The organism is Streptomyces sp. CA189 (genome assembly GCF_056428985.1).
In genome coordinates, this window is sequence record NZ_JBWJVM010000033.1 from 43160 (window position 1) to 56785 (window position 13626).

Consider the following 13626-nt stretch of genomic DNA (forward strand, 5'->3'; position numbering starts at 1 on the left):
CCGCCGCCCTCAACCGGCGGCCGGCGGCCGCGCCGCGAACCGCGCCGGGGTGTACAGGTGCTCGCCGACCCGCTTGACCAGCCGGGCCATCTCGTAGGCGATCAGTCCCATGTCGGCTCCGGCCCCGCTGAGCACGGCCAGGCATGATCCGTCTCCGGCAGCCGCCACGAAGAGGAAGCCCTCGTCCATCTCCACCATCGTCTGGCGCACGCCACCGGCGTGGAAGTGCCGGCCCGCGCCCTTGGCCAGGCTGTGGAAACCGGAGGCCACGGCCGCCAGGTGCTCGGCGTCCTCCCGGCTGAGCGCGCTGGAAGCCCCCACCGCCAGGCCGTCGTTGGACAGGACCACGGCGTGCCGGACCTCGCGCACCCGGACCACGAGGTCGTCCAGGAGCCAGTCGAGTTCGCCCGACCTGCGGACGCCGTCGAGGTCGATCCTCTGATGTTCGATCATCATCGTGCTCCTTCGCCTTCGCCAGTACTGCCTGTGCCGCCGCCTGTGCCGCCCGCACTGCCCGGGCCGTCCGCGCCGGCCTCGCCGGTCGCCTGCGTGCCCCGCACCCAGCCCGCCCGGTACGCCGCCATCCGCTCGCGCGCCTGCTCGGGGCTGCGTCCGGGCGCCGCCTCCGCACCCCGGACACCGGCCGGTGCCTTGGGGGCGGGGGCCTCCCGCAGCTGCGGGACGAGGCTCGCCTGCCGCACCCGGCGCGGCAGTTCGGTGACCGAGGCGGCCGGGCCCGAGGGGGCCGCCGCGACCGCCGGGGCGGGCGTACGGGGAACCGCGCCCGCGGAGCCGCGCGGCCGGAGCGGGGCCACCGGGGAGGGGCGGGGCTCCTCCCGTACGGGGCTCCGGTCCGGGACCGGGACCCCGCGCACGTCGTCCCGTACGACGCTGACGGCCTGGGACGACTCCCTGAACCGCTCCCTGACCGGCTCGGGGACCGGCTCTGGCGCCGGCGCCGCAGGGCTCGCCTCCTCGGGCTGCGGGGCGGCGGCCGTGAGGGCGCCTTGGAGCAGGGAGTTCGGGAGCAGCACCACCGCGGTGGTGCCGCCGTACGGTGACATGCGCAGGTGCACCTTCACACCGTGGCGGGCCGAGAGCCGGCTGACCACGAAGAGCCCGAGCCGGTCGCTGTCGAAGAGGTCGAGCGCCTCGGACTGCTCGATGCGCCGGTTGGCCTCCTGGAGGGACTCGCGGCCCATGCCGAGCCCCCGGTCCTCGACCTCCAGGACGTAGCCGGCGCCGACGGGCTCTCCGCTGACCCGGACCTTGGTGTGGGGCGGGGAGAACTGGGTGGCGTTCTCGATGAGTTCGGCCAGCAGGTGGGTGAGGTCGGCGACGGCTCCGCCGACGACCGCGGCCTCGGCGAGCTGGCGGACCTCGACGCGCGGGTAGTCCTCGATCTCGGAGACGGCGGCCCGTACGACGTTCGTCAGCGGGATCGGCATCCGCCAGGCGCGCCCGGGGGCGGCGCCCGACAGGATGATCAGGCTCTCCGCGTGCCGCCGCATCCGGGTGGTGAGGTGGTCGAGGCGGAAGAGGTCGCCGAGCTCGTTCGGGTCGTCGGCGCGCCGCTCCATCGAGTCGAGCAGGGTGAGCTGCTTGTGCACGAGGACCTGGCTGCGCCGGGCGAGGTTGACGAAGACCCCGCTGACGCCGCTGGCCAGTTCGGCGCGTTCGACGGCGGCGCTGAGCGCGGCCCGGTGGACCGTGGCCAGGGCCTCGCCGACCTGGGCGATCTCGTCGTCGGCGGCCGGGGCCCGCGGGGTTTCGGCTGACACGTCGATGTCCTGGCCGGCCCGCAACCGGTCCATGGCCTGGGGGAGTTTGCGGTGCGCGATCTCCAGCGCGGTGTTGCGCAGCGAGACCAGCTCGACGACGAGGGCCCGGCCGATGCGGACGGAGATGACGAGCGAGGCGGCCACGGCGGCCAGGCCCAGGACGACGGCGGCTCCGGCGGGACTCAGCGCGCCCGCGCCGAACGGGTCCGCGCGGTCCGCCGATGCCGCGTGGGCGGCGTCCGTGATCTCCCGCATCGAGCCGGCGACGGAGGTGTACGCCGCCTCCCAGCCGGAGGGCGGGCCGGCGGCCCCGGCACCGGCCGCGGCGGCCAGCGCCCGGTCCTCGGCCCCGGTGAGATCGGCGTAGGCGGCGCTCTTGGCCACGGACTGCCAGGCGTCCTGCTGGGCGGCCGGAAGGTCCCGGGCGGCGGAGGCGGTCAGGGCCCGTCGGGTCTCGACCGCGCCGGTCAGCCGGCGAAGCGTTTCGGCGGTGCGCGGCCCGGGCGCCGTCAGCAGGGCGTCCTCCCGCGAAAGTTGCTCCCCGGCCCGTGCGAACTCCAGCAGGACCCGGGCGTCGACGCCCAGTTCGGCGCCCTGGCCTCCTCCGGAAAGGGCGCCGCCGACCTCCAGCGCCGCGTCGATCACCCGGGTGTAGGTCTCGTACGCCGCTTCCGGGGTCGCCCGGTGCTCGGCGACGTCCTTGCGCGCCGGGCCCAGGCCCTCGGAGGCGGCGACGAAGGCGCGCAGCCGGATGACGATGTCGGTGCGGTAGTCGCCGGAGTCGGCGACGGTGTTGCGGTCGCCGAGCCGCAGGGCCCGTACGGCCCCGTCGGTGCGGCGGGCCTGTTCGTCCAGGGCGGCGGCCTGACCGGGGGCCTGGGCCGCGGCCGCCTGGCCGCCGGTGGGGTCGGCCAGCAGCCGTACGGCCGTGCGCCGTTCGGCCTGCAGCGCGGTGACGGCGGTCTCCACCGGCGCCCGCAGTTCCCGGTCGACGCGCTGGGCGCGGCTGAGGCGGGCGACGTCCTGGGCCGCGTCGACGGTCGCGAAGGCCCAGAGGGCGAGCAGGGAGACCACCGGCACCATCAGCAGCGAGACGATCTTCGCTCGGACGGTGGCGGGACGCAGCCGCAGCCGCGGACCGCGGCCACCGCCCCCGGCCGCGCCGGGTATCGCCGCGAGCACGCCGGAGGCCTCGTGCTCCGCCGGCTCCTCGGCGGGCGGTCCGGCGTGTGCCCGGCGGCCCGGCCCCTTGCCGCGGCCGCCCGCCGGCGCGGGCGCGGGCGGCCGCGACGCCGCCGCTTCCGGTGTTCTGCGGGGTCTGCGCATGGGCTCCTCGTTCCGGGCGGTGCGTACGTACGTGACGGTCGCGGGGGCGGTGGCGGTGGCGGTGGCAGGGGTGGCGCGGAGGTGACGGCGGCGACGGCCGGGGGCTGGGGCCGCCTCAGCCCGCAGGCGCGGTGGCGCCCCGCTCTCCCAGGCGCAGGTCGGCGGAGGCCATTGCGGAGGCCTCCCGCTCGTCTGCGGTCGGTGAGAGGGCGACGAACGCGGAGGTGATGAAGAGGTAGGAGCCGAGGCCGACGGCGAGCGGGAAGATGAACTGCATGGCGGTGGCCCCCGGCAGGGCCGCGTCCGAGGGGGTGACCTCGACGGCGACCGCGAGCATGCCGGTGTAGTGCATGCTGCTGACGGCGCCGCCCATGACGAGCGAGGCGACGGCGACGGCTACCGGGGATTTGATGTTGAGGGCCGCCCACAGGGCGGCCGTGGCCGCGACGACCGCGATGGCGACGGAGAGCCCGACCGTGAGCGGCTCGTAGGAGACCGAGCCGTGCAGGCGCAGGGCCGCCATGCCGAGGTAGTGCATGCTGGCGACGCCGAGGCCGGTGGTGAGGCCGCCGAGGACGAGGGCCCGGCCGCGGTCCTTCCCGTAGCCGACGGCGAAGACTCCGGCGCCGACGACGACCATCGCGACGAGGAGGCTGAGGATGGTCAGCGGCACGTTGTAGCGGATCTCGGTCCCGGTGACGTGGAAGCCGAGCATGGCGACGAAGTGCATCGTCCAGATCCCGGTGCCGATGGCCGAGGCCGCCGTGAGGAGCCAGTTGCGGCGGGAGGCGCCGGTCGTCGCGGCGAGCGCGCGAACGGTGCAGCGCAGGCCGAGGGCGGCGCCGATCGAAGCCATCACGTATGACAGCGCGGGGGTAAGCCAGCCGTAGGCGGCGTGGTCCAGGTGTCCCATGGCCACGGAAGCTAGTCCGGGTGAGGGAGCGAACACGGGCCGCATTTCGAAAGCCACTGGAACTGCTGGAATATGACAGAGATACGTTCATCTTCGATCACGCCACGTACCACCTTGCACACGTTCCGCAGGCATGTGCCGGAGCCCCGGTGGGGGATCATGGGCACATGAGCGAAGACCGCACACAGGACCACACCGGGGACCGGTCGCAGGACCCGGCTCAGGGCCGGCCGCAGGACCCGGCTCAGGACCCGGCTCAGGATCCGGCGCAGGAGCCGGCGCAGGAGCCCCGCGGGGACCTGTCTCAGGACCGCGCTCGGGACCGGCCCCGGGACCAGACCCGGGACCGCGGCCACGTCCAGGAGTTCTTCGGGGCGCGCGCGGCCGGCTGGGACCTCAAGTTCCCCGGGGACGGGCCGGCCTTCGCGACCGCCGTGGGCGAGTTCGGGCTGCGTCCCGGGGACCGGGTGCTCGACGCGGGCTGCGGCACCGGGCGGGCCCTGACCGCGCTCCGCGCGGCCGTCGGCCCGTCGGGCACGGTGCTCGGCGCCGATGTCACCCCGCAGATGCTGGCCGCCGCGCACGAGGCCGGCCGCGACGCGGAGGGTGCCCTGCTGCTGGCGGACGTGGCCCGGCTGCCGCTGCGCGACGGCGCGCTGGACGCGGTGTTCGCCGCCGGCCTCATCGCCCATCTGCCCGACCCCGGGGCCAACTTGCGCGAGCTCGCCCGGGTGGTCCGCCCGGGTGGCCGGCTCGCGCTGTTCCACCCGATCGGCAGGGCGGCCCTCGCGGCCCGCCACGGCCGCGAGCTGACCGCGGACGACATGCGCGCCGAGCACAACCTCGGCCCGCTGCTGGCCGGTTCGGGCTGGCGGCTGACCTCGTACGCCGACGAGGACTCCCGCTTCCTCGCGCTGGCGGTCCGTACGCCCTGACCAACGAACCCCCTGACCAACGAATCTCCTGACCAACGGACGTCCTACGTCGGCCACTTGCCCTGGACACGAAGTCGCGGTCGTTGACCGTGGTGACCTTGATCGTGATCGTGACCTGGTCGCCGGACGCCGGCCGCGCGGGGGTTGTCTCCACGGACATGCGCTCGCTGGAGATGACGGCCGTGTCCGCGCGTGCGGGCGAGGACGACCCGAACAGCACCGCCGCCAGGAGGCGGGTGGTCCCGCCGGGTCGATGCGCGCGACCGTGCGACCGCCACCGTGGCGGGCGGTCAGTCCTCCGTGCAGGTGGCGGGCGTGGAAATCGGCTCCCGCCAGCTCTCGACGCGGTGGTTACCCGCTGGTTAGGGTGCGCCGACGAGAGAACGACCGGGAGGCCACGTGTCCGAAGAGGAGGACGGCGGTTCGCTGTACGTACTGACCGCCGTGCTGCTGACCCCCGCGCAGTTCCCGAGCATCCTGGGTGACGACTACCCCGAGGCCTGCTCGCTGCTGGGCGTGCCGCCGGCGGCCGCCGGGTACGGGCTGGTGCTGGGACAGGACGAGGAGGGCGCGCGCTGGACGGTGGTGGTCGACGACGTCTCGCTCGTGGCCATGGCCATCGCCTCGTGGGACTGCGGGATGGAATACGACCTGTCCCCCGACGAACGGTCCATCGTGGTCTCGCTGGCGGGCTGGCCGGTGGCGCTCGCGGTGTCCACGGCCGGGATCCCCGATCCGCACGATCCCGAGCAGGGCGCGGACGGCACGGGGCGGGTGCCGCTGGCCCCGCCGTCGGCCGAGGCCTGGGGTCCGGTGCAACGGCGGATGGGCGCCGACCAGATCGCCCGGGAGTGGGCCGACTGGAGCGAGCGCGTGGCCACGGACGGCGGGGCCGCGGCCGCCGCGCACCCGGGGCTGGCGCGGGCTCTGGAGGAAGCGCTGGGATACACGCAGAACCCGCCGCCGCCCGGCAGGGTGCGGTCGTCCTTCGCGGGCGACGAGGCGCGGACGCTGCGCGTCGACGGGCCGGGATGGTCTCTGGTGGCCCGCACCGGCGGGGCCGCGTTCGTCCTGCTGGACGAGGAGCCGAGCGAGGTGCTGTCCGTACCGCAGGAGGCGCACGGGGAGGTTCCGGAGCTGTCGGAGCTGCTCGCGGCGCTGGACAGGGTCGCCGTACGGCCGGTCTGAACAGGGCTGGCGTGCGGTGCGGTGCGGTGAGCGAGTGGGGCGCGTGCGGCGGGTGACTGCCGTGCGGGATGTGTGGGATGCGGTGTCTGGTCCGGTCGTGAGGGGGAGGATGCGCTGATGGATCCGGTGGAACTGGTCCCGGTGGGCGTGGTGGTGGGTGGTCGCTCGGAGGTCGTCGACGACGACTGGGGGCGGGAGACGGCGGTGATCCGCCTGGACCCCGAGTGGTTCGGTCCGCAAGCCCTGTACGGGCTGGAGGACTTCTCGCACGTCGAGGTGGTCTTCCACTTCGACCGGGTTCCGGAGGACAAGATCGAGACGGGCGCGCGGCACCCCCGGGGCAATGCGGACTGGCCGCTCGTCGGCATCTTCGCCCAGCGCGGAAAGAACCGGCCCAACCGGCTGGGCCTTTCGCGCTGCCGTGTCCTGAAGGTGGACGTACTGGCGGCGGACGGCCCCGAGTTGCACGTGGAGGGTCTGGACGCGGTCGCGGGCACTCCGGTGCTCGACCTCAAGCCGTACATGACGGAGTTCGGCCCGCGCGGTGAGCACCGCCAGCCGGAGTGGGCGACGGAGCTGATGCGGGACTACTACTGAGTCGCGCGGGGTGGGAGCGGGCTGTGTAGGGTCCACGATTCTGTGAGCAATATCGGCTGATCATGAGCACTTGATGAGCAATATCGGCACTTGGTGTGCAACGCTCCGGGCAACTTCAGGCAGTTGGGGTCTACATTTGATCCTTCCTGCCTGGGGTGCCTGCGGCGCTCCTACCGTCGAAGGTATGGCTGGACAGAGTGCAAGGCGGGGGCGTTTAGGTACTGGGGAACCGGTTGCCTGGGTTCGGTACGAAGACGGTGGAGCGCTGGCGTATCCGGTGGACCGGCTCCGACTGAAGGACTTCCGTGGTTCAGTGCCCTGGCGGCAGGTCCGGTCCCGGCACGGTGACCTGCATTTTTCCGGGTCGTACGCGTCGGCGACCACGGGTGCGTTCGTGGTGCACGAGAGCCGGTTGGAGCTCGCCCGCCTGCTGCTGGCCGACTTCGACCCTTCGGTGCAGCGGATCTACGCTCAGCCGTTTCGTCTGGTGGCTCGGGTCGAAACGCGGACGCGTCACCACGTACCGGACTACCTGCTGGTCTCCGCGTCGGGCACGGCCCGGTTGGTGAACGTAAAGCCGGCTGAGCGGCTGACCGACCCGAAGATCGCGGAGGTGTTGGCCTGGCCCCGTGAGATCACCGAGCGTCACGGCTGGGAGTACGAGATCTGGTCCGGGGCCGACGTCGTGTTCCTGGAGAACGTCCGCTTCCTGGCGGCCTACCGGCGCCCGGGAGTCGTGCCAGAGGAGGAAGTGGCGCGGGCCTGGGCGAGCGTGCACGACGAGGACACCTTGGCGGATGCCGAGCGGAGGCTCGCTGGCGCTGGGCCGCGGCACGAAGCCCGGCCCCCGCTGATGGCCCTGCTGTGGATGGGGAAATTGACCACAGATCTGACGCGTCCGCTGTCGGGCGACTCAGTGCTACGGAGGACGGCATGAGCGCCTGGACGACGACACTGCGGCCCGGGCTGCCGTTGGCCTTCGATGGCGAGCAGTTCACCGTCGCGGAGATCGAGGGACGCCGGGTGCTGCTGCAGCAGCTGGGAGTCCTGGGGCAGCCGAAATGGCGCCAGATAGACACCGCGGTGCTGCTGTCGCACCCCACCACCCGGATCCTGGTCGACGCGCCCGAGCCCGAGACTGCGCTGGCGACCGTACTGGGCACGCTGAGTGGGGATGAGGACGACGCGCTGACGGTCAAATACCAGCATGTCCAGGAGGTACTCACGGGCTATCGGTTGGGCTGCGCGGAGTTGGCCCTGGAGGGCGAACCGCGACCGCAATACGCGCCAAGTGTTCCGGTGATGCACCGGTACGCCGCCAAGGCTGCCGAGCTCGGGGTGGGCGAGAGCACGATTCGCCGTTGGGCGGTCCAGGCCGAGGCCGGTCCGGCGGGGCTGCTGAAGGAACGGCGCACACGCGACGTCCTGGACCGGGCCGACCCGCGCTGGGTCGACGCGGCACGCGATGCGGTGACCCGGCACGTGAAGGCCAGCCGCCCGGTTCGCGACCTATTGCTGCTGGAGATCGAGGAACGCCTGGCGGAGGTCCACGGCCGGGACACGGTCCCGTCCCCCGCCAGGACGACGGGCTATGCGATTCTCCGTGAGCTGGACCGGGGCACGAACGCGTTCACCGGCAGCACGAAGGGCAAGCGGTCGATTGCGAACCGGCCGCAGGGCACCTACGGCCGTCTGCGGGCGACCCGGCCGGGCGAGTACATCGTGCTGGACACCAACCGCTTGGACGTCTTCGCGATGGAGCCGGTGACCTGCCGTTGGGTGCAGTGCGAGCTGACCGTGGCTATGGACCTTTACAGCCGCTGCATCACGGGCCTGAGGCTGACGCCGGTGTCGACGAAGTCCGTGGATGTGGCCGGGGTGCTGTTCGAAACGGTCCGTGCACACAGCCCGGCCGCTGCCGGCGAGGTCGAGCCGTTGCCCTACTGCGGCATCCCCGCCACCGTGGTGGTGGACGCGGAGAAGCTGGTGGACGCCGCTGTCGACGGTCGGCCGCTGCTGCCGAGCGTCGCGGCGGAGGCCATCGTCTTCGACCACGGCAAGGTCTACCTGTCGAACCACATCCGCAGTGTCTGCGCGAAGTTCAGCATCTCGCTGCAGCCAGCCCGGCCGTACACACCCACCGACAAGCCGATCGAGCGCTGGTTCAGGACCCTGGGTGAGGGCCTGCTGGCCGCGCTGCCCGGCTACAAGGGGCCGGACGTGCACAGTCGCGGCGAGAAGGTCGAGGAGGAGGCGTTCTTCTTCATCGACGAACTCGAAGCAATCATCCGTGAGTGGATCGTCCTGATCTACCACCGGCGCCACCACCGCGGTCTGACCGTCCCCGAGTTCCCCAAACTGAAGCTGAGCCCACTGGAGATGCTCGAACACGGCATCAACCGGGCCGGACCGCTGACCATCCCGGCGCGCGCGGACATGGTCTTCGAGTTCCTCGAAGAGGCCCATGTCACCATCCAGCACTACGGGGTGGAGTACGACACTTTGCGCTACAACGGGGACGCCCTCAACGGCTACCGCAACACTCCCAGCTCGCTGCGCGGGCCGAACGCGGGCAAGTGGCCGATCGCGGTCGACACCGCAGACATCACCCGCGTCTACTTCCAGCATCCGCGAGACAAGACCTGGCACGCGCTCCCGTGGGAGCACGCCCCGGCCATGAACGGCCCTGTCAGCCGTGAGGCCGTCGGCTACGCACGTAGGCTCGCCGCGAAGACCCACCGCTTCCCCGACACCCGACGCGCCCTGGTCGAACTGCTGGAGCGTTGGGGCGCGGGGCTGGCCGCCGACCGAGTCGAGCGGCGGATGGCCGTGCGACTGTCCCAGCAGCGCCTGCGTCTGCTCGGCGAGGACGAGACCGTCGACGAGGCTGCGGGACTGCCCACGGCCAAGCGGATCACCGCCCTGCACACCGACGCCGCACCCTCCGCCGAGCCTGACGAAGGCGCCGCCGCACCGGATCTGCACCTGGTGGACACAGATCTGGGCGGGGACGACGACGAGGACGGGGAATGCGACGCGGCATTCCCCGGGGAGGAGAACGCGGCCATCGACGAGGACGACTTCTACGCCGGTGCCTGGGAATCACGTTGACGGGCCCGGTCAGGCAGGAGCCGTTCGAGGGCGACGACCGACTGTATTCCCCGACGCGTCTGGCGGGCTGGCTCCAAGAGGTCAACGGTCCCGAGCGTGTACCACCGCTGTTCTTGTCGAGAGCCGGGATCGAGGCCCTGTCCGCGGGTGACCTCTTGCGGTACAACGACCGTCGAGCGGTCTGGCACGCCAACATCGGTCCGATCAGGACCCCTCAACTCCTGGCTCTGCACGAGGACCTGCGTGAAGTCGTCGAGTCCAACCGGCAGGACAGCGACAAGGCGAAGCCGGCGGTGCTGGTGGACGCCTACCCAGGGCTGGGCAAGAGCACAGCGGTGCGCGAGTTCGGGCGCGATTACTATCGCGAGCAGATCGTCCTGCGCGGCGAGACCACTCCTGCCGGGGACCGGCGAGTTCCGCTGATCTATATCGCGCTAACCGGCAACACGCAGATCCGTGGCCTGAACGCGGCGATCTGCCGCTTCTACGGCCTGCCGGACTCGGGAGACGCCGACACCCTTGCTGAGCGGGCCAAGGACGCGGTCTTGAGCATGAGAACGGCCGTCTTCGTGATCGACGACATTCACTTTTTGGTCCCCACCAAGGCCAACGCGAGCTCAGTGCGGATGGCCAACCATCTGAAGTTCCTGGCCAACACCTTCCCGGTCACCTTGATCTACGTCGGCGTCGGGGTCCGCGACCGCGGCATCCTCAGCGAAGGCGAGTCCCCCGATCAGATGCTGAACGCGCAGTTCGGCCGCCGTACCACGCCCCTCACGATCCTGCCGTTCCAGATCGATGACGACGAGGGCCGCCACGAGTTCCGCAACCTCCTGCTGACGATCGAACGCAAAGTCGTCCTGGCCGAGAAATATCCCGGCATGCTCGCCAACGATCTGGCTGGCTATCTCTTCGCCCGGTCCAGTGGACACTTCGCCTCTCTCATGACATTGATCAACCGCGGCTGCCTGCGTGCGATCCGCACCGGACAGGAACGCCTGGACGAGGGCCTGATGGACAAGGTGAAGAATGACGCAGCTGCAGAGCACGCCCGCGAGGAGTACGTCGCGGCGCTCAGTGCCGGATTGATCACCGCAAAGCCCGTCACTTCGGCCCGTCGCAGGAAACCGGCCTGATGAACTGGACCGCCAACCGGATCCCGATCAGCGTGAGTCCGCTGCCCGGGGAGGCCCTCGACAGCTGGCTGGAGGCGTACGCGCGACGCCTGGCGGTATCGACTCAGGAACTCCTGCGATTCCTCACACTGCCCTCAGGTAGCCCGACCAAGCTGGTCTGCCGACTCTCCGACCACGAGCGGGCAATGCTCAGTGAGCGCACCGGCATCGGACCGGCCAGGCTCACTTCCATGACCCTTGAGCCGTGGGACGGCCTGGTGGTCTCCATCAGCCCAGACAACCGCACAATGAGGCGTCCGCCAGCCTGGCGCTTCGCCGGCACCCACACCCGCTACTGTCCGGCCTGCTTGGAAGAAGACCAAGGCCGATGGCAACTGATCTGGCGTCTGCCGTGGTCCTTCGCCTGCACCCGTCATGACGTCCTGCTGTGGGATCTCTGCCCAAAGTGCGGACGACCGCCGCCCGTTCACAGCGGCCGACGACCCGGACGGTCAGTGCCCGGCGTATGCCTTACAGGAATCGGCACCGGCCAGATTGTCCGATGCGGCTTCCCGCTCGCGCAATCCTCTCGTTTGACACTGCCGGGCGATGGGCTGGTGATGACAGCTCAGCATGAAGTCGATCGGAGTGTGCTCGGGCTGAACAGCGAGGCTCAGCCTGACCACAGGCATGGTCAAGAACTGTCGCTCCTTGCTCGCCGGGCGCTCTACGGGGTCCGCTATCGCTGGGAGTCGGCTCCAGCCGTAGCTCACACCGTTCTGGCTGAGTGCGGCAGCGCACCCACCCCCTTGAGTCTCCAGCAGACAGCCGACAGTCACAACACCGCCGTCGGCACAGCGCTGGCCAGGATCGCCCTCGACACCGGGCACGGCGACCACGAGGGTGTCTTCAACTGGTTGCTGGCTTCCGGGGCGACCGGTCGTCCGCAGTCGGCCTACATCACCGCGTGGGCTCAGAGCTGGATGCCCGCGGGCCCGCGGGTCGTTGCGCGGGCACTCGCTGCAGCCGACCCGGAGCTGAACATAATGGCACGGCTTCGCTACGGAAGTGCGACCCGCACGCCGGCGCTGCCGACCCTGACCGAGGAGGACGTCCGCCACCGAGCGGCCAAGCTACCGGCCATGCTCTGGCCAGCTTGGGCAATGCGGCTCCTGCCCAGGGACGTGACCAGTGCCAGCAGACAGCCGGGCTTCCGCAGGGCCTGCGCCTCCATGCTGTTGCTCCCCGGATCAACCTACGACTACGAGCAGGCAGCCATCCTGCTAGGGAACAAGAAGCACAAGGGGAACCGAGCAGCGCTCGGCCACGCTATGGGCCGACACGAACAGACCTCACTGCCCATCCCGCTGGGCCTGCTGGCCAGCGCCCTTGACCAGCACCAGTCACCCGTCGACTACCAGCGGCGACGGGCCACATTCACCGACACCACGATCAGCTTCGACCTGGCCGGCTACCGCAAGATCTGCCTTCACCACGGACACCAGCTCTCACCTCGTCGCATCGAGCGCGCGAGGTGGGCACTGCTCGGCCTCCTCCTCGGCGCCGACCCTGGAGCCGATTCCAACACCCCCCTTTGGCCCGACGAGTACCACTTCCGGCTCCCCCACGACCTCAAAGGATTCCTCCACGACCAAGCTCGCGCTAACCTCCAATACCACGGCATCGACGAAGCCGTCCGCTGGGAACCACCCGAATCCTGGGTGGACAACGTTGATTGGCCTGGCGTCAACCCCGACGCGGTTGACGCCGCCATATTCAGGGAGCTGGCTGCGGCCGGCCGCTCCGCCACAGATATGGCGCATGCCCTGGGGATCACGGGATCCCATGTCAACCTCTACGCCGAAGCAAATGGGGTCACAGCGCCCGAGCCGCTGCTAGAAGGCCGCCCCGGACCTGGTCGCCTCTACCCACGCCGTGGCCTTCTGGCGCCCGATCAACTGCGCGCGCTCTACGAGGAACAACGCTTGCACCAGAAGCAGATCGCGGAGCTGGCGGGATGCAACAACCACACGGTCCACCGTGCCCTCAAAGACGCAGGGATCCCCCTACGCAAGTCCAGTCCGCCCTTCTCCCTCGAACGGTCCATCTCCAAGGAGTGGCTCGAGGATCAGTACCTGAGAAGGGGGAGAGGCTCCTTCGAAATCGCCCAAGAGCTGGGCGCCCACAAAAACGGGATTCTGCACCTTCTCCAGAAATGGAACATCCCTCGACGACCCCGCGAGCGGTTCGTCAACCCCTTCGGCACACTCGACACGCCCTTGTCGGCAGCCATGCGCTCGCTGAGCGTCACCAGGAACTGCCTCCAACGGCTCCGTTACCTCAAGGAACTCCCAGGACACCGCAACCTCTCAGCAGCGGCGTCGCACCTGCATGTTTCGGCCGGCACCCTCAGTTACCAACTCCGAGGGATCGAGAGGATCGTTGAGTTCCCAGTGATCAACCGCTCCACCCCTCTCACTGCGACCGTCGATGGGCACCAACTCATCACCGAGGCAGTGCATCTTCTAGCGCTCTTGGACAACGGCCATCCAGCTTGAACCACTGGACGCGCTCGGCAGCCCGTGATGCCCCCAACCCAGCGAACGTCCGTTCACGCGACGGTTCAGTGACAGACAGCGGGATGGCGGGCGTATGTCCGG

General features: G+C 70.6%; 10 protein-coding genes and 1 pseudogene. 8 read left to right on the forward strand and 3 right to left on the reverse strand.

Annotation, left to right across the window (positions count from 1 at the left end; translation table 11 throughout):
* Nucleotides 1-9: 9 nt before the first annotated feature.
* The 3 genes from AC061S_RS23740 to AC061S_RS23750 form a co-directional block, all read right to left on the reverse strand.
* Nucleotides 10-453, reverse strand: coding sequence for a roadblock/LC7 domain-containing protein (locus AC061S_RS23740; RefSeq protein ID WP_243340590.1), 444 nt, complete (start codon nucleotides 451-453; stop codon nucleotides 10-12).
* The gene (locus AC061S_RS23745) at nucleotides 453-3107 is read right to left on the reverse strand and encodes a sensor histidine kinase (protein ID WP_478687933.1); all 2655 of its coding nucleotides are present in this window, start codon (nucleotides 3105-3107) and stop codon (nucleotides 453-455) included. Before AC061S_RS23745 ends, AC061S_RS23740 begins: the two co-directional genes overlap by 1 nt.
* Before the next feature lie 115 nt (nucleotides 3108-3222).
* The gene (locus AC061S_RS23750) at nucleotides 3223-4020 is read right to left on the reverse strand and encodes an MHYT domain-containing protein (protein ID WP_478687934.1); all 798 of its coding nucleotides are present in this window, start codon (nucleotides 4018-4020) and stop codon (nucleotides 3223-3225) included.
* Between the two features lie 299 nt (nucleotides 4021-4319).
* Between AC061S_RS23750 and AC061S_RS23755 the strand changes: the two genes are divergently transcribed.
* The 8 genes and pseudogenes from AC061S_RS23755 (at nucleotide 4320) to AC061S_RS23790 (ending at nucleotide 13524) form a co-directional block, all read left to right on the forward strand.
* Nucleotides 4320-4955, forward strand: coding sequence for a class I SAM-dependent methyltransferase (locus AC061S_RS23755; protein ID WP_478687969.1), 636 nt, complete (start codon nucleotides 4320-4322; stop codon nucleotides 4953-4955).
* A 399-nt stretch (nucleotides 4956-5354) separates the two neighbouring features.
* Nucleotides 5355-6143, forward strand: coding sequence for a hypothetical protein (locus tag AC061S_RS23760; protein ID WP_478687935.1), 789 nt, complete (start codon nucleotides 5355-5357; stop codon nucleotides 6141-6143).
* Between the two features lie 117 nt (nucleotides 6144-6260).
* Nucleotides 6261-6740, forward strand: a complete 480-nt coding sequence (locus AC061S_RS23765) for an SAM-dependent methyltransferase (RefSeq protein ID WP_478687936.1) — start codon at nucleotides 6261-6263, stop codon at nucleotides 6738-6740.
* 277 nt (nucleotides 6741-7017) lie between these two features.
* On the forward strand, nucleotides 7018-7677 hold the full coding sequence (locus tag AC061S_RS23770) for a TnsA-like heteromeric transposase endonuclease subunit (protein ID WP_478687937.1): 660 nt from the start codon (nucleotides 7018-7020) through the stop codon (nucleotides 7675-7677).
* Nucleotides 7674-9851: a transposase gene (locus tag AC061S_RS23775; RefSeq protein WP_478687938.1), complete on the forward strand. Its 2178-nt coding sequence runs from the start codon at nucleotides 7674-7676 to the stop codon at nucleotides 9849-9851. The genes AC061S_RS23770 and AC061S_RS23775 overlap by 4 nt, the downstream gene beginning before the upstream one ends.
* Nucleotides 9848-10987 carry an ATP-binding protein gene (locus AC061S_RS23780; protein ID WP_478687939.1) on the forward strand — a complete coding sequence of 380 codons (1140 nt, stop codon included), beginning with the start codon at nucleotides 9848-9850 and terminating at the stop codon, nucleotides 10985-10987. The genes AC061S_RS23775 and AC061S_RS23780 overlap by 4 nt, the downstream gene beginning before the upstream one ends.
* Nucleotides 10987-11403: pseudogene (locus AC061S_RS23785) on the forward strand (TniQ family protein); the annotation flags it as partial. The gene AC061S_RS23780 and the pseudogene AC061S_RS23785, both read left to right, overlap by 1 nt.
* A 372-nt stretch (nucleotides 11404-11775) precedes the next feature.
* Nucleotides 11776-13524, forward strand: coding sequence for a LysR family transcriptional regulator (locus tag AC061S_RS23790; protein WP_478687970.1), 1749 nt, complete (start codon nucleotides 11776-11778; stop codon nucleotides 13522-13524).
* The last annotated feature ends 102 nt before the right edge of the window (nucleotides 13525-13626 follow it).

What these genes read in the sequence shown, in the direction of transcription:
- AC061S_RS23740 (WP_243340590.1), bottom strand. Translation starts at nt 453, where the DNA reads ATGATCGAACATCAGAGGATCGACCTCGACGGCGTCCGCAGGTCGGGC.
- AC061S_RS23745 (WP_478687933.1), bottom strand. Translation starts at nt 3,107, where the DNA reads ATGCGCAGACCCCGCAGAACACCGGAAGCGGCGGCGTCGCGGCCGCCC.
- AC061S_RS23750 (WP_478687934.1), bottom strand. Translation starts at nt 4,020, where the DNA reads ATGGGACACCTGGACCACGCCGCCTACGGCTGGCTTACCCCCGCGCTG.
- AC061S_RS23765 (WP_478687936.1), top strand. Translation starts at nt 6,261, where the DNA reads ATGGATCCGGTGGAACTGGTCCCGGTGGGCGTGGTGGTGGGTGGTCGC.
- AC061S_RS23775 (WP_478687938.1), top strand. Translation starts at nt 7,674, where the DNA reads ATGAGCGCCTGGACGACGACACTGCGGCCCGGGCTGCCGTTGGCCTTC.